This window comes from Actinobacillus lignieresii (genome assembly GCF_900444945.1).
GTDB classification, from domain to species: domain Bacteria; phylum Pseudomonadota; class Gammaproteobacteria; order Enterobacterales; family Pasteurellaceae; genus Actinobacillus; species Actinobacillus lignieresii.
This window is the reverse complement of the sequence record NZ_UFRM01000001.1, coordinates 38,287-60,793: the sequence shown is the minus strand read 5'-3', so window position 1 is coordinate 60,793 and position 22,507 is coordinate 38,287. Positions and strand designations below refer to the sequence as shown.

The window sequence follows — 22,507 nt, the reverse complement described above, 5'->3', positions numbered from 1 at the left end:
ATATATTAAATATTTGTTAATTTTATAATTTCGATTTAACAAATTATCAACATATTTCTATTTAGATCATAAGAAATGAGAACTGAGTCACATAAATAAAGCAAAATAGCTTAAATTTAAGTGATAAATATAAATAAAAATGCCCGATTTCTACGAAAACGTGATTTTTCGGGCGTATTTTAGAAATGAAAGCGATCCGTAGGTTTATTTGTTACAATAGGAAAATTTTTTAATAAAAGGAAGAAATCATGCGCCCAAATAATCGTGAACTGAATCAAGTTCGTCCGGTAAAAATTACTCGTCACTATACTCGTTATGCGGAAGGCTCCGTTTTAGTTGAATTCGGCGAAACCAAAGTTTTATGTAATGCCACCGTGGAAGAAACGGTTCCTCGCTTTTTAAAAGGTCAGCAGCAAGGCTGGGTAACCGCCGAATACGGTATGTTGCCACGTTCAACCCACAGCCGTATGCAACGTGAAGCGGCAAAAGGCAAACAAGGCGGCAGAACCATGGAGATTCAACGTCTTATCGCACGCTCATTACGCGCAGTAGTCGATTTAAAAGCCCTTGGCGAACGTACTGTTACGGTGGATTGTGATGTGATTCAAGCGGACGGTGGCACTCGTACGGCGGCAATTACCGGTGCGTGCGTGGCTTTACACGATGCGATGAGCAAATTAGTCGCTGACGGCGTACTTAAAGAAAATCCGATGAAAGGCTTAGTGGCGGCAATTTCCGTCGGTATTGTGGACGGTAATGCGGTATGTGATTTGGAATATATTGAAGATTCAAATGCCGAAACGGATATGAACGTGGTAATGGTCGAAGACGGCAGATTAGTTGAAGTGCAAGGTACCGCCGAAGGCGAACCGTTCTCCCACATGGAATTATTACAATTACTCGACCTTGCTCATCAAGGAATCAATCAATTGTTAGATGCTCAACGTAAAGCGTTAGGCCTATAAACTAAACGGCACAAGTAAATTAAATACTTGTGCCGTTTTTGTTTCTCATGATGAGTGATTAAACTTCAATCCCGAATTTTTCTTTCACTAACGCTTGGAAATCAGTACAACCGCCAACGTGAACGTTATCTAAGAAAATTTGTGGTACGGTTGCAACCGGTTTGCCAACACGTGGTTCTAAATCTTCTTTTGAAATACCCTCGGCAATCATATCGATAAATTTAAAATCGAAATCGGCTAATTCGCCTTTCATTTTTTCCGCTAACGCTTTTGCACGTGTGCAATACGGGCAAGTCATACGACCATAAATTTCTACGAACATAATTCATTCCTTATAAAATTAAGCTAATTATTCAATGGCAAATGCCAGCTTCAATGGACTGGTAAGCGGTCGAATTCTATCAGCTTTTTGCAAAAAATCCTAAAAAAATGCCCGCTTACTAAATTATAGTAACGGGCATTTTCTTAAATTAACACAAATTATTTCGTGCTGGTGCTTGTGGTTGTACGACCTGCACGTTTACGATCATTTTCGGTTAATAAACGTTTACGTACACGAATTGATTGCGGCGTTACTTCTACTAACTCGTCATCATCGATAAACTCTAACGCTTGTTCTAAACTCAAACGAACCGGAGTTGTTAATACGATTGCATCATCTTTACCTGACGCACGCATATTGGTTAATTTTTTACCTTGTAAGCAGTTTACGGTTAAGTCGTTACCACGGCTGTGAATACCGATAATTTGACCTTCATAAACGTCCACACCGTGATCGATCATTAATTTACCGCGTTCTTGTAAACCAAATAAAGCATAAGCAAGCGCTTTACCGGTTGCATTAGAAATTAACACGCCGTTTTTACGCTGACCGATTTCACCCGGTTTTACGTCATCATAGTGGCTGAAACTTGAGTAAAGTAAACCGGTACCAGAAGTCATCGTCATAAATTCGTTACGGAAACCGATTAAACCACGGCTTGGGATCACATATTCTAAACGGGTACGACCTTTGCCGTCCGGAATCATATCTTTCACTTCACCTTTACGGATACCTAACGCTTCCATTACCGCACCTTGGTGTTGTTCTTCGATATCGATGGTGACTTGCTCGAACGGCTCTTGTTTTTTACCGTTTTCTTCTTTGTAGATTACTTTCGGACGCGATACCGCTAACTCGTAACCTTCACGGCGCATATTCTCGATTAATACCGATAAATGTAACTCACCGCGACCGGATACACGGAATTCATCCGGGTTTGGTGTCTCTTCTACACGTAATGCTACGTTGTGGACTAATTCTTTGTTTAAACGCTCAAGGATTTGACGAGAAGTCACATACTTACCTTCTTGACCGCAGAACGGAGAAGTATTTACGCAGAAGAACATACTTACGGTCGGTTCATCAACACTTAATGCCGGTAACGCTTCTACGTTGTTAATATCACAAATCGTATCCGAGATATTTAATTCGCCTAAACCGGTGATTGCAATGATGTCGCCGGCAAATGCTTCGCTTGCTTCATAACGTTGTAAACCTAAGTGACCTAACACCTGACCGATTTTACCGTTACGGGTTTTACCTTCGGAATCAATCACCGTTACCGTTTGGTTCGGTTTGATTGAGCCGCGTTTGATACGACCGATACCGATTACACCTACATAGTTGTTGTAATCTAATTGCGAAATTTGCATTTGGAACGGTGCGTTTAATTCCACTTTCGGCGGTTCAACATGATCAACGATCGCTTGGAATAACGGGGTCATATCTTCCGCAAGATCTTCGTGTTCTAAACCTGCAACGCCCATTAATGCCGATGCGTAGATAATTGGAAAATCTAATTGTTCATCCGTTGCACCTAAGTTTACGAATAAATCGAATACTTGATCCACAACCCAGTCGGGACGTGCACCCGGGCGGTCCACTTTGTTGATCACAACGATTGGTTTTAAACCGTGCGCAAATGCTTTTTGAGTTACGAAACGTGTTTGCGGCATCGGTCCGTCAAACGCATCTACCACTAATAACACCGAATCAACCATAGAAAGTACACGTTCTACTTCACCGCCGAAGTCCGCGTGTCCCGGCGTATCTACGATATTAATACGGTAATCGTTCCAGTTAATCGCCGTATTCTTAGCGAGAATGGTAATGCCACGTTCTTTTTCAAGATCGTTTGAGTCCATTACACGCTCGTCAGCATCGCCACGCGTTTCGCCTAATGTGCCTGATTGTTGTAAAAGTTTATCTACAAGTGTTGTTTTACCGTGGTCAACGTGCGCGATAATTGCGATATTACGCAATTTATTGATATCTAAATTTTGCATTGAAATGTCTTTATTGAGTTGAATATAGGGTACGTTTACACGTACCGTGGAAATCTTTATCGGGGGGAAATCGCCCCATTCTTGTGACCTAATGTGATCAAGATCACAATTCATCAAGGGGCGAGATTATACAGAAATTTTTATTTATTGGCTATGATTTAAGCGGTCCGATTTACTAAATTTTTTGCAATTAAACGCTTTTAGCGGAATAATCCCTCGCACCAAAAATCGCCGTGCCGATACGCACCATCGTTGAGCCGCATTCAATCGCACTTTGCATATCATCACTCATTCCCATTGAAAGCGTATCTATCCCTTCAAACTCGTCTTGCAAGCGGTCAAAAAGTTGCTGCATTTTACGTAATGCAATTTTTTGCTGTTCAGCTTCACTTTCCGGTTTTGGAATTGCCATCAAACCACGCAAACGTAAATTTGGTAGTTGGCTAATCGCTTTTGCCAACTCGTCTAATTCTTCCGGTTGAATACCTGATTTAGACTGTTCGTCACTAATATTAATTTGAATCAGCACATTAAGCGGTGCTTTATTTGCCGGACGCTGTGCATTCAATCGCTCCGCGATTTTTAAACGGTCAACGGTTTGAATCCAATCAAAATTTTCCGCCACCAAACGGGTTTTATTCGACTGTAGCGGCCCAATAAAATGCCATTCTAAATTCGGTTGCTGAGCAAAATAAGTAATTTTTTCTACCCCTTCCTGCACATAGTTTTCACCGAATGCGGTTTGTCCTGCAACAATCGCTTCTTCAATCGCTTCCACCGGTTTGGTTTTAGAAACCGCCAGTAAACGAACATTATCTCGCCCGCATTGTTGGGAAATTTGCTGAATCTGTTGCTGAATTTCAGATAAATTGTGAGAAATCGACATTTTTTACTCCAAAAACTATAATGGATAAATCATAACATATTGAGGAACAGAATGATGGATTTAACCAAGATTAAATTAGTGATTACCGATGTGGACGGCGTGCTTACCGACGGCGGAATGTACTACACCGCCGAAGGCGAGGTAATGAAACGCTTTCACGTCCATGACGGCTTGGGTATGAAAATGCTACAAACCTGTGGTATCCAAGTGGCGATTTTATCCGGCGGCGATTCGGCATTGTTACGTAAACGTATTGATGTACTCAAAGTGCCTCTGTTTAAATTAGGTAAAATGGAAAAACGTTCCGCGTGTTTTGAATTGATGCAAGAAGCAGGCGTAACAGCGGAACAAACCGCTTTTATTGGTGATGATACGTTAGATTTACCGGCGTTTGAGGTTTGCGGACTGGCAATTGCTACCCGTAATGCGCACGACTATGTAAAAGCAAAAGCGGATTGGGTATTAGAAAAAGCCGGTGGCGAAGGGGCTTTTCGTGAAGTATCTGACCGTATTCTACAAGCGCAAGGATTTGAAGAAATCTACGCGACTGCAGACGGCTTTCTAACCGTAGCTGAAAAAATGGCTCAGTAAAATAAAGTATTAATAAAAAAATAAGCGGTCGTTTTTCGCAAATTTTTTGCAAGAAACAACCGCTTGTCATAAGGGAAAAATAATTAGAAACGGTAACCTAAATTCGCAGTAAATTCATTACCTTTTAATTTAGTACCGCTTTTTCTCAAGTTGCTACGAGTATATTCCGCACCGAGTTCTACATTACTTGATACGGCATATTTAGCACCCGCACCATAACCGTAACCACGGAAATTAGTATCGCCGACTTTGCTTTGCGCAACATCTACTTTCACATACGGTAATAAATCCGAAGCGACACGATAACCTTGTTGATAAGCTACGGTATATTTAGTTTTCTGTTTTACGTCACTAAATACCTTTGTGCTACCTACTTTTACTTTACCTTGTACTACGCCGACAAAATTATCGCCGTAGTCCATACCGTAATCGACCACTAACGCGGGACTGGTTGATTGTTTACCTTTTACGCCGTCCACTTTATATTTTACCGTGGTGAGATCAACGCCTACGCCTACACCGGTAAAGGTATTTCCGACCGGTGCCGCAAATGCCGATGCGGAGAATAAACCCGCTAGTGCTAAAACTGTTAAATTTTTCATAAAAATGTACCTTTTTAGAAAAGAAGATCCTAAACGCTCGGATTAAACGTTTAATGCTACTCTAATTCACCGCAAAAACGGTAACCTTCACCATGGATGGTTACGATAATTTCCGGTGTGTTAGGGTGATCTTCAAAATGTTTACGAATACGACGAATCGTCACATCCACAGTACGATCATGAGGTTTTAATTCACGACCGGTCATTTTCAGTAATAAATCTTCTCGAGTTTGAATTTTACCCGGGTTCTCACAGAAATGGAGTAACGCTCTAAATTCGCTACGAGGTAATTTATTTACCACACCTTCCGGTGTAATTAGACTACGGCTATTAACATCAAGCTCCCAGCCGTTAAAACGATAGCTGTCCGTCTGTACGATGTCTTTCGTCGTTTTCTCTTTTTCATTCATCGTACGATGTAAAAGATTACGCGCACGAATGGTTAATTCACGAGGGTTAAACGGTTTAGTAATATAATCGTCCGCACCGATTTCCAAACCGAGAATTTTATCCACTTCATTATCGCGTCCGGTTAAGAACATTAATGCAATTTTAGTGTTCTCTCTTAATTCGCGCGCCAACATTAAACCGTTTTTACCCGGAAGATTGATATCCATAATCACAAGATTAATTTCTTGTTGCGCAAGAATGGCGTTCATTTCCGTGCCGTCCGTCGCCTCAAAAACTTCATAACCTTCCGCCTCGAATATACTTTTGAGCGTATTGCGCGTAACAAGTTCATCTTCGACAATCAAGATTTGTGGGTTCTGCATTGTATAAGCCTTCTGTTAATTTTAAAAATCCGTTATTACAATCTGTTGAATTATTGTTGTAAAATTGTGGCAATTTTACCTATCTTCCGACTTACTAGAAAGAGTTAATTATACTTTTGTTATGTGAAGTCAAATATCTTTACACTCTTGCTATACTGATATTAAAAAATTGTTAGCGATTCTCCCGATCATCCACCCCGACAATCAAATAATTTCCGTTAATGTCCGCTAAACTACGAAAGCCGATATTAAAAATATCGCAATGTTTATTACGATTTATCGGGCGATAATCGAAATTATCATGATGATGTCCATGAAAAATTTTATTAACTCCCATCTTTTTCGCCAGTTGATTAATCACGGCAAACCCTTGCGGATGCGGACGGGGCGCTTCGTGGGTAATTAAAATATCCGCTTGCAGCCCTTCCAGTATTTCGACATCCGATGGAAAAATCGACGTTCTGTGACGTAACGGCAAGCCGCCGCGCCAAATACGTTCTTGCGGACAATATTGGCAATAATGAATCGGGTCAAAAAACATCGGGCGATTCGGCGGCATCCAAATATGCCCTCTGAACACACCGCCCAAGCCGGCGATTTTTACCCCTTGAATATCTACGACTTTGCCGTGCAAACTGCGCGTTTTCCACTCGCTATTCCAAATCGAATCAAATGCGGCGACGGTTTTACTGTCGTGATTACCGTGAATAAACCAAATGTCACAATATTGTGAAAGTTTATCCAGTTCATCCGGCGTCGTAAGTTGTAGATCACCTAAAATGACCAATGCGATTTCCTCACCTTTATATTCCTGTAGTACAGGGTAAAGATGCCGATAACTACCGTGAGGATCGCCCGCAAAAAGTATCATTCTTTATCTTCCGTCGTATGATTATACTGTTTAAATTGCAATGGAATTTCTTCTTCTTTCAAAATGGCTTCCACCACTTCTTTCGCTTGATTATATCGATCCAAGTAACTCGGCGACTCAATTTCGATATAAGGCACATTGTATTTTTCGAGCAGTTTCTTCAATAACTGTTGAAAACGCTGACGTTGCTTGACCGAGCCAAGACTACGCATTCCGTCGTCCACCCACTTGGTGTTATTGGACAATAAAATCGTGACGTCAAAAGGATATTCCTTGATCATCGAATCTAAGAAAGGATGTGATTTACCTTCGTACTGAATACAAAACGCCTGCGTAGTAATATAGTCGGTATCAATCAATGCCACTTTATGCGCGTGTTTCATCGCATAGTCGATATATCGCTGATGACCTAACGCCATGAGCGGATAATCGGAATATTGCATCGCCTGCTCATTACCGCCCAAACGCTCAAACACGAATTCTCGTCCGTATTCCCAAGCGGAAGTGGTATTAAATACGTTGGCAAGTTTGCTGACCAAGACCGATTTACCGCTACTTTCCCCGCCTAAAATCGCAATGGTTTTTACAAAGAAAGGACGTACTTCTTTCGGGATAAATCGCCAATATTGGAACGGATTATTACGAATTTTAGTGGCGGACACATTGAAAGACTCTCGTTTAGGATCAACCAGATGAACTTCCAAATCCAAATATTTTTCATACGGTTCTTTATCTTGAACCTCACTGCTAAACACAAGCGACGGACGAATATTCTTCTCATTGAATAATTCTTTTACGCGATCCGCCCAACCTTGCCATCCGTTCGGATAGCTCGGAATGCCGTCTTCTTTGAGGTGATGAATAAAAATTTGCTTTTGCTGATATTTAAAGATTTGTTGCATCCAACGAAGTCTGTCTTCATTGGTCGGCATACGCTTCATCTTACTGTCTTTGAAAAGTTGCAGATCACGCTCCGCATCGGTACAAACCACCACGTGTAAAACGTCCACCTTACTGAAGGCTTCGTAGATCATATGAATATGACCGGTATGAACCGGATAAAATTTACCGAAAATGACCCCGACACGCTGATTCATATCTTCCACGATATTTAACACTTGATGTAACGCTTTTAATTTATTTGCGCTCGGATTTTTAATTTTCCCGCTCACCAATTGATTAAAATAAGCGCGAGTTACGCCGGCTTGCTCACAAACATCATTTACTTTCATTTTTAATTGTTTGCGTTTTTGTTGAAGGTAAGCAAAATTTGTCATAATTTTTTCCTCAAAATAACTTTTGTTATAATAAAACAAAATGTAGCATTTGAGTATTGATTTATCTAAAAAATATTATATGGATGCGCTATTTTTCGGCATATTTTTCCGTTCCGTATTTTATATAAGACAAAGCGAATTCTTCGTTTAAATAAAAAATAGCCGCTTATCCATATACTATTTTATGCCAAACGTTACAGCGAAAATTTTTCGGGACGCAACCCTAGACATAAAATGGTAAACTCTGCACTGCATTTGACTTTTCATTTTTGGCCGATAACCGTATAATCAACGGAATTTTCTTAAAAAAACGGACATTAAAAGCGGAAAAAATGCAACTCATTCGCGGCTTATACAATTTGGCAAATCACAAAGACCTCGCAAAAGGCAGCGTTGTCAGTATCGGTAATTTTGACGGTGTTCACTTGGGACACCAAAATATTCTCGCTCGCCTATGTGATCAAGCGCTTGAGCGTAACTTACCTTCGGTCGTGATGTTGTTTGAACCGCAGCCGAGAGAGTTTTTTGCAAATAAACAAGCAAATTCAACCGCTTGTATCGCTCCCGCTCGCCTGATGCGTTTACGGGATAAATTAAAATATCTTGAACAAGCCGGCGTTGATTTCGTCCTTTGCGTAAGATTTAATGAACGATTCGCCAATTTATCGGCTGACACTTTTATCAGCGAGTTATTAGTTAAACAATTGCGAGTGCGTTACTTAAGCGTAGGCGACGATTTCCGCTTCGGTGCAAACCGAACCGGTGATTTTGCCTTGTTACGTAATGCCGGATTGAAATATCGCTTTGCCGTTGAAGACAGTCAGACATTAAGTCATGCGGAACAACGTGTCAGCAGTTCTTTAATTCGAACGGCATTACAACAAGATGATCTCGTTTTAGCCGAAAAATTATTAGGCAAGCCTTATTCTATTTGCGGCAGAGTGGCGCATGGTAATAAGCTCGGGAGAACGATCGGTTTTCCGACCGCCAATATTATGCTGAATCGATTGGTTACGCCGTTGCAAGGCGTATTTGCCGTACAAATTCAAACCCAAACGGGCAGACATAACGGGATCGCTAATGTCGGAAACCGACCGACCATTAACGGCACGAAACCGTTGCTTGAAGTGCATATTTTTGATTTTAACCGTTCGATTTACGGCGAAGCGATAGAAGTATTTTTTATTCGTAAAATTCGTAATGAAGTCAAATTTCCCGACTTTGAAGCACTGAAAGCACAAATCGAAAAAGACAGAGAACAAGCGGTCGAATTTTTTAAACATTTTGCAAACTAGCAAGTAATCGAATAATTAAACCGAATTCAAACTACAATTTTATTAACTGGAAAACAAACATGATTGATTACAAAAACACTTTAAATTTGCCTGAAACAGGCTTTCCTATGCGTGGGGATCTCGCTAAACGTGAACCCGATATGTTAAAAAATTGGTATGACAAAAACCTATACCAAAAAGTACGTGAAAGTTCGAAAGGGAAAAAATCTTTCATTCTGCACGACGGTCCTCCGTATGCGAACGGTAATATTCACATTGGTCACGCAGTTAATAAAATTTTAAAAGATATTATTATGAAATCGAAAACCGCTTTAGGTTTCGATACGCCTTATGTTCCGGGTTGGGACTGCCACGGTTTACCGATTGAATTAAAAGTAGAAGGCATCGTCGGCAAACCGAACGAAAAAATTTCTGCGGCGGAATTCCGTCAAGCTTGCCGTGATTATGCAAAAGAGCAAGTCGAAGGACAAAAAGCAGACTTTATCCGTATGGGTATTTTAGGCGACTGGGATAATCCGTACCTTACGATGAATTTCGATACGGAAGCACACATTATCCGTACCTTAGGCAAAGTGATTGCGAACGGTCACTTATACAAAGGTTCTAAACCGGTTCACTGGTGTTTAGACTGCGGCTCGTCATTAGCGGAAGCGGAAGTAGAATACGAAGACAAAGTGTCTCCGTCTATTTATGTTCGCTTTAAAGCGGTTGATGCTGCAGCGGTGGAAGCGAAATTCAATGCGGTAGGTAAAGGAAGCGGTCAAATTTCCGCAGTAATTTGGACCACAACACCTTGGACTTTACCTTCAAACAAAGCGATCTCAATCAATCCTGAATTCGACTATCAATTAGTTCAATTTGGTGATGAACGTGTTGTTTTAGTCAAAGATTTAGTGGAAAGCGTACAAAAAGCGGTCGGCGTAGAATCAGTTGAAGTATTAGGTGAAGTAAAAGGCGACGCATTAGAGTTAATACAATTCCAACACCCGTTCTATGACTACAGCGTGCCGTTAATTTTAGGTGATCACGTAACGACTGACGGCGGTACAGGTTTAGTACACACCGCACCGGATCACGGTCAAGACGACTTTGTCGTATCGAAAAAATATAACATCGAAATGGCAGGCTTAGTGGCGAATGACGGTAAGTTTATTTCAAGCACACCGTTCTTTGCCGGCTTAGGCGTATTCGAATCAAACGAAAAAGTCGTAGAAAAATTAAAAGAAGTCGGTGCCTTATTAAAATTAGAACGTATCAAACATAGTTACCCACATTGCTGGCGTCACAAAACACCGATTATTTTCCGTGCGACGCCGCAATGGTTTATCGGTATGGAAACGCAAGGCTTACGTAAACAAGCATTAGGCGAAATCAAATCGGTACGTTGGATCCCAAGCTGGGGGGAAGCACGTATTGATACCATGGTAGCAAACCGTCCTGACTGGTGTATCTCGCGTCAGCGTACGTGGGGTGTGCCGATGACGATGTTCGTTCATCATGAAACCGAAGAACTACATCCTCGTACATTAGAGTTATTAGAAGAAGTTGCAAAACGTGTAGAAAAAGCCGGTATTCAAGCGTGGTGGGATTTAGATCCTGCGGAATTACTGGGTGAAGATGCAAAAACATATCGTAAAGTACCTGACACCTTAGACGTATGGTTCGATTCGGGATCAACTTACGCTTCGGTTGTAGAAGCTCGTCCGGAATATCACGGCAATAGTACCGATATGTACTTGGAAGGTTCGGACCAACACCGCGGTTGGTTTATGTCCTCATTAATGCTTTCAACAGCAACAAACGGTAAAGCACCGTATAAACAAGTATTAACTCACGGTTTCGTGGTTGATGAAAAAGGCCGTAAGATGTCAAAATCGTTAGGTAACGTCATCGTGCCTTCGGAAGTTTGGAATAAAAACGGTGCGGATATTTTACGTTTATGGGTGGCATCAACCGACTATACCGGTGAAATCGCCGTTTCGCACAATATCTTAAATAGTGCGGGCGAATCTTACCGTCGTATCCGTAACACGGCTCGTTTCTTATTGGCAAACTTAAACGGTTTTGATCCGAAACGTGATTTAGTCAAACCGGAAGAAATGATCGCATTAGACCGTTGGGCAGTAAGCTGTGCTTTAGAAGCGCAAAACGATATTAAAGAAGCGTATGACAACTATCAATTCCATACTGTAGTACAACGTTTAATGCGTTTCTGCTCTATCGAAATGGGTTCATTCTATTTAGATATTATCAAAGACCGTCAATACACAACGAAAGCGGACAGTCTTGCACGTCGTAGCTGCCAAACCGCATTATGGCATATCGCAGAAGCGTTAGTTCGTTGGATGGCACCGATTCTATCGTTCACAGCAGATGAAATTTGGAGCTATTTACCGCAAGTGGAAGGTCGTTCGGAATTCGTCTTTACCGAAGAATTCTACGAAGGCTTATTCGGTTTAACCGAAGCGGATAAATTGGACGATGCTTACTGGCAACAAATCTTAAAAGTACGTGCCGAATCAAACCGCGTGTTAGAACAAGCGCGTAAAGACAAAGTTATCGGTTCGGGTTTAGAAGCAAAAGTAACGCTTTATGCAAATGATGAAATCCGTGCAATGTTAGAGCAACTTGGCAATGAACTTCGTTTCGTACTCATCACTTCACAAGCGATTATCAAGCCGTTAAGCGAAGCGGACGTAGCGGAAGGCGAAATGGCAGGTTTAGCGGTGAAAGTGGAACGTGCCGAAGGCGAAAAATGCCCACGCTGCTGGCACTTCGCAACCGACATCGGTACACATACGGAACATAGTTCGGTGTGCGGACGTTGCGTAGAAAACGTAGCCGGTGAAGGCGAGAAACGTTCGTTTGCTTAAAATTGCTTAAGTAACATAACCTCGCACAATGTGCGAGGTTTTACATTACAAAGTTATTTTTAATCAATAGCTTCCGTAAATTCTGTCGCAGAGCGACAACGATATACTAACCCGATATATTACTATCGGGTCTATCATATAGGATCGTAAAATGCTCATTCTCAATAAACCTAATCACGCCAAAAAACAGCTGGAAGCATTACGTTTTATCCCGCAAACGGCGGATAAAGTGGAATTTCTATCCGATAGTCGTGAGTTCAAAGAGCGCATTTTAACGCTAATCAAAAATGCAAAAAAGCGCATTTATTTAACCGCTTTATATTTTGAACAAGATGAAGCGGGGCAAGAAGTTTTAACCGCTTTATATCAAGCGAAACGAGATAATCCTACGCTCGATATTAAAGTCCTCGTCGATTGGCACAGAGCGCAACGAGGTCGTATCGGAGAAGAAACGACAAGTTCAAATGCCGATTGGTATGTAAAAATCAAACAACAATATAATTTACCGACTGATCAAGAAATTCAGTTTTGGGGCGTGCCGGTTAATCGCAAAGAGTTATTCGGTGTATTGCATTTAAAAGGCTTTATCTTCGATGATACGTTACTCTATAGCGGCGCAAGTATTAATAACGTCTATCTGCAACAATTTGAGCGTTATCGTTACGACCGTTATCATGTGATTGAAAATAAAGCCTTAACCGATGCCATAGTCGAGTTTGCCGATACGCATATTTTGCAGCATGATGCGGTAAATCGTTTAGATAATTCAAGTCGTCCGAAAACGCACGAAATTCGACCGCTTATCAAAGCGTTTCGTAAATATTTATCCGCACAAAGTTATATATTTAACGGACAGCCGCAAAGTGATCAATTGAGCTTATCGCCGTTAGTCGGTTTAGGACGTAAAAATGCGTTAAATAAAACGATTGAAGCCTTGTTTTATCAGGTGGAAGATAAATTAACGATATGTACGCCGTATTTTAATTTTCCGCTTTCGCTTTATAAACGTTTAAATTGGCTATTGGATCACGGCAAAAAAGCGGAAATTATTGTCGGTGACAAAACCGCTAACGATTTCTATACGCCACCGGAAGAAAAATTTACGATGGCATCGGCATTACCTTATTTGTATGAGAAAAATTTGCGTGCTTTTACCAAACGTTTTGATCGTTATATCCAAAACGGACAATTAACCGTACGTCTATGGAAACACGGCGATAATAGTTACCATCTGAAAGGAGTATGGATTGACGATCGTTATATCTTATTAACCGGTAATAATCTCAATCCTCGAGCTTGGGCTTTAGACGCGGAAAATGCGGTATTAATTTATGACCCGAAAGCCGAACTAAGCGCAAAGGCAGAAACCGAATTAATGCAGATTCGTACTCATACGACGGTTTTAAAACACTATAGTGACTTAGAGCAAATTAACGATTATCCCGAAGCGGTACGAAAACTGTTAAAACGTTTCGGTCGAGTGAAGTTGGATAAAGTCGTCAAAATGTTGTTATAAATTATTTGATTTATCACGGATAACATAGATTTGTATAAAACTTTGTTATCCGTCTTTTTTATTTACAAAGGAATAAAAATGAGCGAACAAATTTATGGTATTCATGCCGTAAAAGCTTTCTTAGATAACGCACCGGAACGCTTAATTGAAGTGTTAGTGCTAAAAGGACGTGAAGATAAACGTCTAAACCCATTATTGAATGAATTACAACGTTTAGGTATTTCCGTTCAGCAAGTAAACCGCCAAACATTGGATAACAAAGCGCAAGGTGAAGTTCACCAAGGGATTATTGCGAAAGTCGTGCCACAAAAAGAGCTGAACGAACATGATCTGGATGCTATTCTGGCGCAAAAACAAAACCCGTTTTTATTAATCTTAGACGGTGTGACCGATCCGCATAACCTTGGTGCTTGTTTGCGTACCGCTGATGCGGCTGGTGTGGATGCGGTTATCGTACCGAAAGATAAATCGGCGCAACTGACCTCAACTGCTCGTAAAGTGGCTTGCGGTGCGGCGGAAACCGTGCCGTTAATTCGTGTTACCAATCTTGCTCGCACCATGCGAGAGCTACAAGAACAACATAATATCTGGATTGTCGGCACGGCAGGCGAAGCGACTTCCGGTATTTATCAGGCGAAATTAACCGGTGCGATCGCTTTAGTGATGGGAGCGGAAGGTAACGGTATGCGTCGTTTAACCCGTGAGCATTGTGACCAGTTAATTAGTATCCCAATGGCGGGTTCGGTTTCTTCATTAAACGTTTCAGTGGCAACCGGCGTATGTTTATTTGAAATCGTACGCCAAAAACTAGACGCACAATAAGCGCTAATTTCTTCAAATATGGAAGATGATAAAGTTTCATCTTAAGTCACTGGGCATTTGCAAAGTTTGCTAAAAATTTAACCGCTTGTCTCTTCCATATTTTCTCTACTGATGACACGCTTCATACAGAGGTAATAATTTTCGAATCGTTTGGTAAATAAATTCCGCTACATCAATCTGATCCAAATCGGCTTTTTCAATATTGCGCCCGATGCACCAAAAATCCTCTTCATTTTCAAGTAACAACGAATCAGTTTCTTTAAGTGTTTTAAAATCGGCATATTCACTTTCCGCACCGTGCCACACCTCAAAATCTTGGTATTGCAAGCGGTCTAATTTTTCCAGCCATTGGTTATATTGAGCCAATGAAATCTGCGAACGATCCGCTCGGTAACAATGCCAATCCAAACACACCTGTAAACGGCGGCGATTTAAAATCACCGATAAGATTGCCGCAGAATTGCGGTTAAATTCATATTTGTAATACGCAAAAAAGTGCGACCTCACCTGCCAACCGTTACACCATTTTTCAATATGCGGTTCGGCAAACGGCATACCGAGCTGACGTGCCACTTCTAAATGCAACGCTTTCCATTTTTGCCACTCCGCTTTGTAATTTGCTTTTATCAACGGAATATCTTCCGGACAATATTTTTTCATTTGCGCAAATTGAAAAAACGGGATTTCGAATAATTCACAACTTTTGGCATTTAGCATTTTGGTTCCTCAAATAAAAAGCGGTCGAATTTGCAAATTTTTTCGCAAATTCAACCGCTTGTCATTAGCTGGGATTAGCTACGGGTGTAAACAAATTCCACACCTTCTTCATCTTCTTCCGACCAATCATCATCAAAGTCATCCCAATCTTCTTCGATAGGGTTTTGCATTGCTTGTTGATGGTAATCATCCCACTTGAATTTCACTTCATCCGCTTCTGTATTTTCTTCCACCACTTCACGAGGATTCGCTTCGATAAAGTCCATAATGTCACGGGTAAGATTTTGTACATTTTGACCGGTTGCAGCAGAAATTAGGTAATAATCGCCTTCCCAACCGATTTGTTCTGCAATTTCTTTTGCTCGCTCTTGTGCTTCTTCTTCGCCAATCGTGTCAATCTTATTGAACACTAACCAAGTCGGTTTTTCCGATAATTTTTCGCTATATTGGTAAAGCTCGCTTTCAATCACCGAAATATTTTGTGCCGGATCGCTTTCGTCAATCGGCATAATATCGACTAAATGAATTAACACACGGCAACGTTCAAGGTGTTTTAAGAAGCGAATACCTAAACCGGCACCGTCCGCCGCACCTTCAATTAAGCCCGGAATATCCGCCACCACGAAACTGCGATCCGCTCCGACACGCGCTACGCCCAAACTTGGCACAAGCGTGGTAAACGGATAATCCGCGACTTTCGGTTTTGCAGCCGATACCGCACGGATAAAGGTTGATTTACCGGCATTCGGTAAGCCAAGCATACCGACATCGGCAAGTAGCATTAACTCAAGTAATAAATCACGTTTCTCGCCCGGTGTACCGTTCGTTTTTTGGCGAGGCGCACGGTTTACCGACGATTTAAAACGGGTATTCCCTAAACCGTGATAACCACCTTTTGCCACCAACATTTTCATACCGTGTTTAGTTAAGTCGCCGATCACTTCTTGAGTGTCATTGTCGATTGCTCGCGTACCAACCGGCACACGTAAAGTAATATCGTTACCACGGTGACCGGTACAACCGGCACTACGACCGTTCTCGCCACGACCTGCGGCATAACGTTTTTCAAAACGGTAGTCGATAAGCGTATTTAAGTTTTCGTCAGCGATTAAATACACATCGCCGCCGTCACCGCCGTCACCGCCGTCCGGCCCGCCTTTCGGGATATATTTTTCACGGCGGAAACTTACACAACCGTTACCGCCATCGCCTGCTTCGACACGAATCAGGGCTTCATCAATAAATTTCATTGTTATTCCTTTTTTACTCCCCTCTTTAAGCAAAGAGGGGCAGGGGGAGATTTGTTAGATCTAAAATTTGCAAAATATTGGAGAAATTTCACCGCTTGTAAAATTTCCCCTAACCCCTCTTTACAAAAGAGGGGGACGTTTCATTACATTTTTTCAATCGTCTTAATACCCAAGAGTTCTAAACCTTGTTTTAGCGTTTTCGCCGTTAATGCGGCTAAACGTAAGCGGCTGTTTTTCACGTTTTCTTCCGCATTCAGCATCGGGCAAGCTTCGTAGAAACTTGAGAATGCGCCGGCTAATTCGTATAAGTATTGGCAAAGAATATGCGGCATACCGTCTTTTGCTACACCGTTTAATGCTTCTTCAAACTGTAAAAGTTTAACCGCTAACGCACGTTCTTTATCTTCAGTTAAATTAATTGCGCCGTTTAGGCCTTTTACATCAATGCCGGCACGGTTGAAGATTGAACGAATACGCGTATAAGCGTACTGCATATACGGTGCGGTGTTGCCTTCGAAGGTCAGCATATTATCCCAGTCGAATACGTAGTCTGTAGTACGGTTTTTCGAGAGATCCGAATATTTAACCGAACCGATAGCAACCGCTTCCACCACCGCCGCTTTTTCTGCTGCGGTTAAATCCGTTGAACGCTCTGAAATTAATTTATCCGCACGCTCAACCGCTTCATCTAATAAATCTTTTAATTTAACCGTACCGCCCGAACGAGTTTTAAACGGCTTGCCGTCTTTGCCTAACATCATTCCGAAGAACGGATGTTCAAGGCTGAAACTTTCCGGCACATAACCCGCTTTACGAGTAATTAACCACGCTTGTTGCATATGTTGTGCTTGGCGAGAATCCGAGAACACTAACACACGATCCGCATTTAAGGTTTCATAGCGATATTTCGCTGCGGCAATATCCGTCGTGGTATATAAGAAACCACCGTCTTTTTTCTGTACGATAACACCCATCGGGTCACCGTCTTTGTTCTTAAATTCTTCTAAGAACACCACCAACGCACCGTCGTCTTCTACCGCTAAACCTTTTGCTTTGAGATCCGCCACGATTTCCGGCAACATCGGGTTGTAGAGGCTTTCGCCCATCACATCTTTTTCCGAAAGCGTCACATTTAAACGATCGTAGTTTTCTTGGTTGTGGTGCATGGTAATATCGACTAATTTTTTCCACATCGTACGGCAATATTCATCACCGCCTTGGAGTTTCACCACATAGTTACGTGCTTTTTCGGCAAATACTTCATCACTATCGTAATGCTCTTTTGCCGCACGGTAGAACGCTTCCAAATCGCTTAATTCCATTTGGCTGGCGTGTTCGTTTTCCATTTTCTCCAAGTAAGCAATTAACATACCGAATTGCGTACCCCAGTCGCCAACGTGGTTGGCACGAATCACTTTATTACCTAAAAATTCTAAAGTACGCACCACCGCATCACCGATAATGGTTGAACGTAAGTGACCTACGTGCATTTCTTTCGCTACGTTCGGCGAAGAATAGTCGATCACGATCGTTTGCGGATTTGCAGTTTTAATCCCGAAATTGACCGCTTGTAATGCTTCACTTGCTTGATTTGCTAACCATGCTTGGTTCAAGAAAATATTGATAAAGCCCGGACCGGCAACTTCTAATTTATCGGCAATGCCGTTTAAATCTGCGTTATCCAAAATTTTCTGTGCAAACTCACGTGGGTTCATACCTAATTTTTTTGCTGCGCCCATTGCGCCGTTTGCTTGATAATCGCCGAATTCCGGTTTACCCGATTGGCGCACTAGCGGCTCGACATTGCTGTCCGCCCCTGCCGCAATCATTGCTTGTTTAATTTTGTCTGATAAAATCTGTTGAATATTCACGAATCTATAACCTTTTTCAACGTGCTATTTTTGCACGACATTTAATTTAAAAAATCCGAAGAGTGCGTCAAATCGCACCTAAAAGGGAAAACGCTCTATGATACAAGAAAATGCAAAATTTTACGAGAAAACGACCGCTTGTTTTGGCGATTTTTCTGAATTTCAACAAAAAATTCAGCAAATAGCTCATTTGGCAATGTTGGATTTGAGTCAATTTGAAATTGACCATTTAGCGGTCAGAATGAATGAGTGGCAAACCGCCGAACGGTGGCGTTCGATCTTGCTAGAAAACGGTGAATTATTGAAAGAAAGCGAAGTAAACGGACGGCCGATAGCCCTTATCAAACTCAATCAGCCGTTGTCTTTTTTAGGACAAACGGTTTCGATTATCGAGTTACCGTTCCCGAAAGATAAAGTTTATCCGCAACAAGGTTGGGAACATATTGAAATAATTTACCCAATGAAGAAAAACGAAACGGTTGAGCAATGGGTTGAACGTACCTTAAAACAATTTCATTTAAAAATTAATGCCAATCTTGATCTTAAGATCAGTCAGCCTAAAGTAGCAGGCGAACGTTTACCGAATCCGAGTATTGCGATTTCGTTAAAAAATAAAACTTATTGTAATCCTTGTTGTCTAAAGCTCCACCCTTATGGTATAACTGAAATTATTCATTCAGAGAGTAATTTCTGAGCAATTTTTCATTGGAGAAGAAAAATATGAAAAAATTTAGTTTAGCAGCGGCTTTATTTGCAAGTTTAACCCTTGTCGGTTGTGCAAATACCGATATTTATAGCGGTAGTGTTTACAGCTCAAGCCAAGCGAAAGAAGCGCGTTCAATCAGCTACGGTACCATCGTTTCTGTTCGTGATGTAAAAATTCAGGCGGATAACCAAGGTGTATTAGGAACGCTTGGCGGCGGTGCGCTCGGCGGTATTACCGGTTCGACTATCGGTGGCGGTAGCGGTCGTGCGGTAGCGACGGCGGTCGGTGCGATTGCCGGTGCGGTAATCGGTAGCACGGTTGAAGAAAAAGTCAGCCAAGTTTCTTCGTTAGAGATGGTAATTCGTAAAGACGACGGTAAAGAAATCGTGGTCGTTCAGAAAAAAGAAGATGGTTTCGTACCCGGCAAACGTGTTAGAATTGTCGGATCCAATTCAGACTTGAACGTGTCTGTGCTGTAACTTCGTTTACCTCCTAAGGATACATACATAATGAAAAAATTTTCTCTTGCTCTATTGGCGGCTGTAACACTTGCAGCTTGTACTCAAGATTTCTATGCCGATAAGGGAAATGCAACAGTATTAAACAGCAAAAATTTATCTCAAGATACTGTTGAATTAACCGTGCAAAAAGATAGTGGCGAAATTGTTACGCTTACTCGTAAGAATGACCCTCATGCCGCTGTCGGAGCTCGCGTGAATCTATCAGAAAAAACCGAACAAAAAGATTCCGATTTAACGACTATTCGTCGTTATGAATTCAAATAACGGTTGAAATTATATAAAACCTCGAGCAATCGAGGTTTTTTTATCTTTCTCACAGCCACTTACGAACTTTCGTTTGATAATCCGTAAAATCCTTGCCAAATTTCTGTACTAAAACACGTTCTTCGGGAATAATTTGAAAGCGATCGACATACCACATAAATCCGGCAATCACTAGAATAGCAAAATAGCTGTTCAGCCAAATTCCCCATGCCATCAGCGCTAACACCAGCGATAAATACATCGGATTACGACTTACGCGATAAATACCTTGTACCACAAGTTTATTTGTTTGAGTCGGATCTAGCGGCGTAAATGCCGTTTTCTCTTTAAAAAACGCATAAACACTCATCAAGCCGACAATAGCGCTCAGTAACAGAAACAAATAACCGAATGCTTTAGGAATAAAATAAACTTCGGCTTGAGGCAAAAAGTAAATCAATATAGCGGACAGAATAAATAAAAGCGGCGGGGGAAGTTTGAGTTCCATGGTCAATTTCTCCTAAAAAATAACCGCTTGTACTCTTTCACAAGCGGTCAAATTTCGGTTATTTTTGCAAATTATACGTTAAAGCGGAAGTGCATTACATCGCCGTCTTGTACGATATAATCTTTACCTTCCAAACGCCATTTACCGGCGTCTTTCGCACCGTTTTCACCTTTAAACTGAATAAAATCGTCATAGGCGATCACTTCCGCACGAATAAAACCTTTTTCGAAGTCGGTATGAATAACCGCCGCCGCTTTCGGTGCGGTTGCACCGACGGAAACCGTCCAAGCACGCACTTCTTTCACACCTGCGGTAAAGTAAGTTTGCAGGTTTAATAAACGGTAACCGGCACGAATAACACGGTTTAAACCCGGTTCTTCAATGCCTAAATCTTGTAAAAACTCGACTTTTTCTTCATCATCCAACTCGGCGATTTCCGATTCAATCGCAGCACATACCGGCACCACTACAGCACCTTCTTTCTCGGCGATTTCACGCACACGATCTAAATACGGGTTGTTTTCAAAACCGTCTTCATTCACGTTCGCAATGTACATAGTCGGTTTTAAGGTTAAGAAGTTATAACCTTTGATTGCGTGTAATTCGTCTTTATCTAAATCAACGGAACGAATCATTCCGGCATTTTCAAGCACCGGTAAGATTTTTTCCATAATTGATAATTCGAATTTCGCGTCTTTATCGCCGCCTTTCGCACGTTTTTGTAAACGTTGAATCGCACGTTCGCAGCTGTCTAAATCCGCTAACGCCAGTTCGGTATTGATGATTTCAATATCATCCGCCGGATCTATTTTACCGGCAACGTGTACGATATCGTCATTTTCAAAACAACGCACTACGTGACCGATCGCATCGGTTTCACGAATATTGGCTAAGAATTTATTGCCTAAACCTTCTCCTTTACTTGCACCGGCAACTAAACCCGCAATGTCCACAAATTCCATTGTGGTTGGAAGTACACGCTCAGGTTTAACGATTTCCGCTAATGCGTCTAAGCGCGGATCCGGCATCGGTACCACACCCGTGTTCGGTTCGATAGTACAGAACGGATAGTTAGCCGCTTCAATACCGGCTTTAGTAAGTGCATTGAAAAGAGTTGATTTACCAACGTTCGGTAAACCCACAATACCACATTTAAATCCCATAATTTTTCCTATTAAAGATACGAGGTCACAATTTTACCTCGAAATAAATTGGTAAAAAACGGTCTAAATTTGACCGCTTATCATAATTCTGTCAGATAGCTAAAAGTTTCAAGCTTTAAACGCATTTAATCGATTAGTCGCTTTTGTAATACCATCTTTCAGTAAAAGATCAACACAGCGGCCGGCTTCATCCACCGCCGCATTAATTTTTTCTTGATCTTGCGGACTTGGTTTACCCAATACATAACCGGCAACCAATTCTTTACTGCCCGGATGCCCGATACCGATACGCACACGGTAAAAATTATTACTGTTGCCAAGGCTGGCAATAATATCTTTCAGACCGTTATGACCGCCGTGACCACCACCCTGCTTAATTTTTGCCACACCGGGCGGTAAATCCAATTCATCGTGAGCGACTAAGATTTCTTCCGATTTAATACGATAGAAATTTGCTAAAGCGCCGACCGCTTTACCGCTTAAATTCATAAAGGTCGTCGGTACAAGTAAACGAACTTCACCGCCTGCCGCATTAATTTTTGCGACTTTTCCGAAGAATTTCGCTTCTTCTTTTAAGCTGACATTAAATTGACGGGCAATTTCATTAATTAGCCATTCACCGGCGTTATGGCGAGTATCTTCGTATTTCGCCCCCGGGTTAGCTAATCCAACGATAAGTTTAATTTGCGACATTTTCTGTCCTATTTAATTATCTGTCCTACTCGATTA

General features: G+C 41.5%; 22 protein-coding genes. 9 read left to right on the top strand and 13 right to left on the bottom strand.

Annotation, left to right across the window (positions count from 1 at the left end):
• The first annotated feature begins 248 nt into the window (after nt 1-248).
• The gene (gene rph, locus DY200_RS00275) at nt 249-965 is read left to right on the top strand and encodes a ribonuclease PH (RefSeq protein WP_115586474.1); all 717 of its coding nucleotides are present in this window, start codon (nt 249-251) and stop codon (nt 963-965) included.
• Nucleotides 966-1,023: 58 nt separating this feature from the next.
• Here rph and DY200_RS00270 read toward each other — a convergent pair whose 3' ends face one another.
• The 3 genes from DY200_RS00270 to DY200_RS00260 all read right to left on the bottom strand — a co-directional run bounded on the left by DY200_RS00270 (nt 1,024) and on the right by DY200_RS00260 (nt 4,179).
• Nucleotides 1,024-1,287, bottom strand: a complete 264-nt coding sequence (locus DY200_RS00270; protein WP_005595677.1) for a GrxA family glutaredoxin — start codon at nt 1,285-1,287, stop codon at nt 1,024-1,026.
• Between the two features lie 158 nt (nt 1,288-1,445).
• Nucleotides 1,446-3,293, bottom strand: coding sequence for a translational GTPase TypA (gene typA, locus DY200_RS00265; protein WP_005603219.1), 1,848 nt, complete (start codon nt 3,291-3,293; stop codon nt 1,446-1,448).
• A 190-nt stretch (nt 3,294-3,483) separates the two neighbouring features.
• Complete coding sequence (locus tag DY200_RS00260) at nt 3,484-4,179, bottom strand: YggS family pyridoxal phosphate-dependent enzyme (RefSeq protein WP_115586473.1); 696 nt, start codon at nt 4,177-4,179, stop codon at nt 3,484-3,486.
• A 54-nt stretch (nt 4,180-4,233) separates the two neighbouring features.
• Here DY200_RS00260 and DY200_RS00255 point away from each other — a divergent pair, with 54 nt between their 5' ends.
• Nucleotides 4,234-4,770 (top strand): KdsC family phosphatase, encoded by a 537-nt coding sequence (locus DY200_RS00255; protein ID WP_014992086.1) that lies wholly within the window; start codon nt 4,234-4,236, stop codon nt 4,768-4,770.
• Between the two features lie 83 nt (nt 4,771-4,853).
• Here the strand turns inward: DY200_RS00255 and DY200_RS00250 are convergent, their stop codons facing one another.
• The 4 genes from DY200_RS00250 to nadR form a co-directional block, all read right to left on the bottom strand.
• A complete protein-coding gene (locus DY200_RS00250) occupies nt 4,854-5,372 on the bottom strand; it encodes a porin family protein (protein WP_115586472.1) in 519 nt (172 codons plus the stop codon).
• Nucleotides 5,373-5,428: 56 nt separating this feature from the next.
• Nucleotides 5,429-6,145 carry a two-component system response regulator ArcA gene (gene arcA / locus DY200_RS00245; RefSeq protein ID WP_005595668.1) on the bottom strand — a complete coding sequence of 239 codons (717 nt, stop codon included), beginning with the start codon at nt 6,143-6,145 and terminating at the stop codon, nt 5,429-5,431.
• A gap of 172 nt (nt 6,146-6,317) precedes the next feature.
• Nucleotides 6,318-7,016 (bottom strand): metallophosphoesterase family protein, encoded by a 699-nt coding sequence (locus tag DY200_RS00240; RefSeq protein WP_115586471.1) that lies wholly within the window; start codon nt 7,014-7,016, stop codon nt 6,318-6,320.
• Nucleotides 7,013-8,293 (bottom strand): multifunctional transcriptional regulator/nicotinamide-nucleotide adenylyltransferase/ribosylnicotinamide kinase NadR, encoded by a 1,281-nt coding sequence (gene nadR / locus DY200_RS00235; RefSeq protein ID WP_115586470.1) that lies wholly within the window; start codon nt 8,291-8,293, stop codon nt 7,013-7,015. Before nadR ends, DY200_RS00240 begins: the two co-directional genes overlap by 4 nt.
• A gap of 332 nt (nt 8,294-8,625) precedes the next feature.
• On the opposite strand from nadR, the gene ribF reads away from it, so the two are divergent.
• From ribF to rlmB, 4 genes are all read left to right on the top strand, one after another.
• On the top strand, nt 8,626-9,588 hold the full coding sequence (gene ribF, locus DY200_RS00230; RefSeq protein WP_115586469.1) for a bifunctional riboflavin kinase/FAD synthetase: 963 nt from the start codon (nt 8,626-8,628) through the stop codon (nt 9,586-9,588).
• A 59-nt stretch (nt 9,589-9,647) separates the two neighbouring features.
• Complete coding sequence (gene ileS, locus DY200_RS00225; protein ID WP_115586468.1) at nt 9,648-12,461, top strand: isoleucine--tRNA ligase; 2,814 nt, start codon at nt 9,648-9,650, stop codon at nt 12,459-12,461.
• Between the two features lie 151 nt (nt 12,462-12,612).
• Entirely contained in the window at nt 12,613-13,977 is a 1,365-nt protein-coding gene (gene pssA, locus DY200_RS00220; protein ID WP_115586467.1) for a CDP-diacylglycerol--serine O-phosphatidyltransferase, read from the top strand.
• Nucleotides 13,978-14,055: 78 nt separating this feature from the next.
• Nucleotides 14,056-14,799 carry a 23S rRNA (guanosine(2251)-2'-O)-methyltransferase RlmB gene (gene rlmB / locus DY200_RS00215; protein ID WP_115586466.1) on the top strand — a complete coding sequence of 248 codons (744 nt, stop codon included), beginning with the start codon at nt 14,056-14,058 and terminating at the stop codon, nt 14,797-14,799.
• Nucleotides 14,800-14,904: 105 nt separating this feature from the next.
• Here rlmB and DY200_RS00210 read toward each other — a convergent pair whose 3' ends face one another.
• From DY200_RS00210 to argS, 3 genes are all read right to left on the bottom strand, one after another.
• Nucleotides 14,905-15,516 (bottom strand): HI_0552 family protein, encoded by a 612-nt coding sequence (locus DY200_RS00210; RefSeq protein WP_115586465.1) that lies wholly within the window; start codon nt 15,514-15,516, stop codon nt 14,905-14,907.
• A 74-nt stretch (nt 15,517-15,590) separates the two neighbouring features.
• A complete protein-coding gene (cgtA, locus tag DY200_RS00205) occupies nt 15,591-16,766 on the bottom strand; it encodes an Obg family GTPase CgtA (protein WP_115586464.1) in 1,176 nt (391 codons plus the stop codon).
• A 143-nt stretch (nt 16,767-16,909) separates the two neighbouring features.
• Entirely contained in the window at nt 16,910-18,637 is a 1,728-nt protein-coding gene (gene argS / locus DY200_RS00200; RefSeq protein WP_115586463.1) for an arginine--tRNA ligase, read from the bottom strand.
• A 97-nt stretch (nt 18,638-18,734) separates the two neighbouring features.
• Between argS and DY200_RS00195 the strand changes: the two genes are divergently transcribed.
• From DY200_RS00195 to DY200_RS00185, 3 genes are read left to right on the top strand one after another with little or no spacing between them, the layout of a single operon-like run.
• A complete protein-coding gene (locus DY200_RS00195; RefSeq protein WP_115586462.1) occupies nt 18,735-19,331 on the top strand; it encodes a VOC family protein in 597 nt (198 codons plus the stop codon).
• A gap of 26 nt (nt 19,332-19,357) precedes the next feature.
• Nucleotides 19,358-19,822, top strand: coding sequence for an outer membrane lipoprotein (locus tag DY200_RS00190; RefSeq protein ID WP_115586461.1), 465 nt, complete (start codon nt 19,358-19,360; stop codon nt 19,820-19,822).
• Nucleotides 19,823-19,852: 30 nt separating this feature from the next.
• Nucleotides 19,853-20,128: a hypothetical protein gene (locus DY200_RS00185; RefSeq protein WP_005595646.1), complete on the top strand. Its 276-nt coding sequence runs from the start codon at nt 19,853-19,855 to the stop codon at nt 20,126-20,128.
• Nucleotides 20,129-20,177: 49 nt separating this feature from the next.
• On the opposite strand, the gene DY200_RS00180 is transcribed toward DY200_RS00185, so the two are convergent.
• The 3 genes from DY200_RS00180 to pth form a co-directional block, all read right to left on the bottom strand.
• Nucleotides 20,178-20,615 (bottom strand): methyltransferase family protein, encoded by a 438-nt coding sequence (locus DY200_RS00180; protein ID WP_115586460.1) that lies wholly within the window; start codon nt 20,613-20,615, stop codon nt 20,178-20,180.
• A 71-nt stretch (nt 20,616-20,686) separates the two neighbouring features.
• Entirely contained in the window at nt 20,687-21,778 is a 1,092-nt protein-coding gene (gene ychF / locus DY200_RS00175; protein ID WP_005618681.1) for a redox-regulated ATPase YchF, read from the bottom strand.
• 108 nt (nt 21,779-21,886) lie between these two features.
• Nucleotides 21,887-22,471: an aminoacyl-tRNA hydrolase gene (pth, locus tag DY200_RS00170; RefSeq protein ID WP_115586459.1), complete on the bottom strand. Its 585-nt coding sequence runs from the start codon at nt 22,469-22,471 to the stop codon at nt 21,887-21,889.
• Nucleotides 22,472-22,507 lie beyond the last annotated feature (36 nt).

Excerpts from the sequence above, each read along its gene's own strand:
- nadR (WP_115586470.1), bottom strand. The coding sequence starts at position 8,293 with ATGACAAATTTTGCTTACCTTCAACAAAAACGCAAACAATTAAAAATG.
- DY200_RS00255 (WP_014992086.1), top strand. The coding sequence starts at position 4,234 with ATGGATTTAACCAAGATTAAATTAGTGATTACCGATGTGGACGGCGTG.
- pth (WP_115586459.1), bottom strand. The coding sequence starts at position 22,471 with ATGTCGCAAATTAAACTTATCGTTGGATTAGCTAACCCGGGGGCGAAA.
- cgtA (WP_115586464.1), bottom strand. The coding sequence starts at position 16,766 with ATGAAATTTATTGATGAAGCCCTGATTCGTGTCGAAGCAGGCGATGGC.
- typA (WP_005603219.1), bottom strand. The coding sequence starts at position 3,293 with ATGCAAAATTTAGATATCAATAAATTGCGTAATATCGCAATTATCGCG.
- pssA (WP_115586467.1), top strand. The coding sequence starts at position 12,613 with ATGCTCATTCTCAATAAACCTAATCACGCCAAAAAACAGCTGGAAGCA.
- DY200_RS00190 (WP_115586461.1), top strand. The coding sequence starts at position 19,358 with ATGAAAAAATTTAGTTTAGCAGCGGCTTTATTTGCAAGTTTAACCCTT.
- DY200_RS00240 (WP_115586471.1), bottom strand. The coding sequence starts at position 7,016 with ATGATACTTTTTGCGGGCGATCCTCACGGTAGTTATCGGCATCTTTAC.
- DY200_RS00260 (WP_115586473.1), bottom strand. The coding sequence starts at position 4,179 with ATGTCGATTTCTCACAATTTATCTGAAATTCAGCAACAGATTCAGCAA.
- ychF (WP_005618681.1), bottom strand. The coding sequence starts at position 21,778 with ATGGGATTTAAATGTGGTATTGTGGGTTTACCGAACGTTGGTAAATCA.
- ileS (WP_115586468.1), top strand. The coding sequence starts at position 9,648 with ATGATTGATTACAAAAACACTTTAAATTTGCCTGAAACAGGCTTTCCT.
- arcA (WP_005595668.1), bottom strand. The coding sequence starts at position 6,145 with ATGCAGAACCCACAAATCTTGATTGTCGAAGATGAACTTGTTACGCGC.
- DY200_RS00250 (WP_115586472.1), bottom strand. The coding sequence starts at position 5,372 with ATGAAAAATTTAACAGTTTTAGCACTAGCGGGTTTATTCTCCGCATCG.
- DY200_RS00210 (WP_115586465.1), bottom strand. The coding sequence starts at position 15,516 with ATGCTAAATGCCAAAAGTTGTGAATTATTCGAAATCCCGTTTTTTCAA.
- DY200_RS00185 (WP_005595646.1), top strand. The coding sequence starts at position 19,853 with ATGAAAAAATTTTCTCTTGCTCTATTGGCGGCTGTAACACTTGCAGCT.
- DY200_RS00180 (WP_115586460.1), bottom strand. The coding sequence starts at position 20,615 with ATGGAACTCAAACTTCCCCCGCCGCTTTTATTTATTCTGTCCGCTATA.
- rph (WP_115586474.1), top strand. The coding sequence starts at position 249 with ATGCGCCCAAATAATCGTGAACTGAATCAAGTTCGTCCGGTAAAAATT.
- rlmB (WP_115586466.1), top strand. The coding sequence starts at position 14,056 with ATGAGCGAACAAATTTATGGTATTCATGCCGTAAAAGCTTTCTTAGAT.
- DY200_RS00270 (WP_005595677.1), bottom strand. The coding sequence starts at position 1,287 with ATGTTCGTAGAAATTTATGGTCGTATGACTTGCCCGTATTGCACACGT.
- ribF (WP_115586469.1), top strand. The coding sequence starts at position 8,626 with ATGCAACTCATTCGCGGCTTATACAATTTGGCAAATCACAAAGACCTC.
- DY200_RS00195 (WP_115586462.1), top strand. The coding sequence starts at position 18,735 with ATGATACAAGAAAATGCAAAATTTTACGAGAAAACGACCGCTTGTTTT.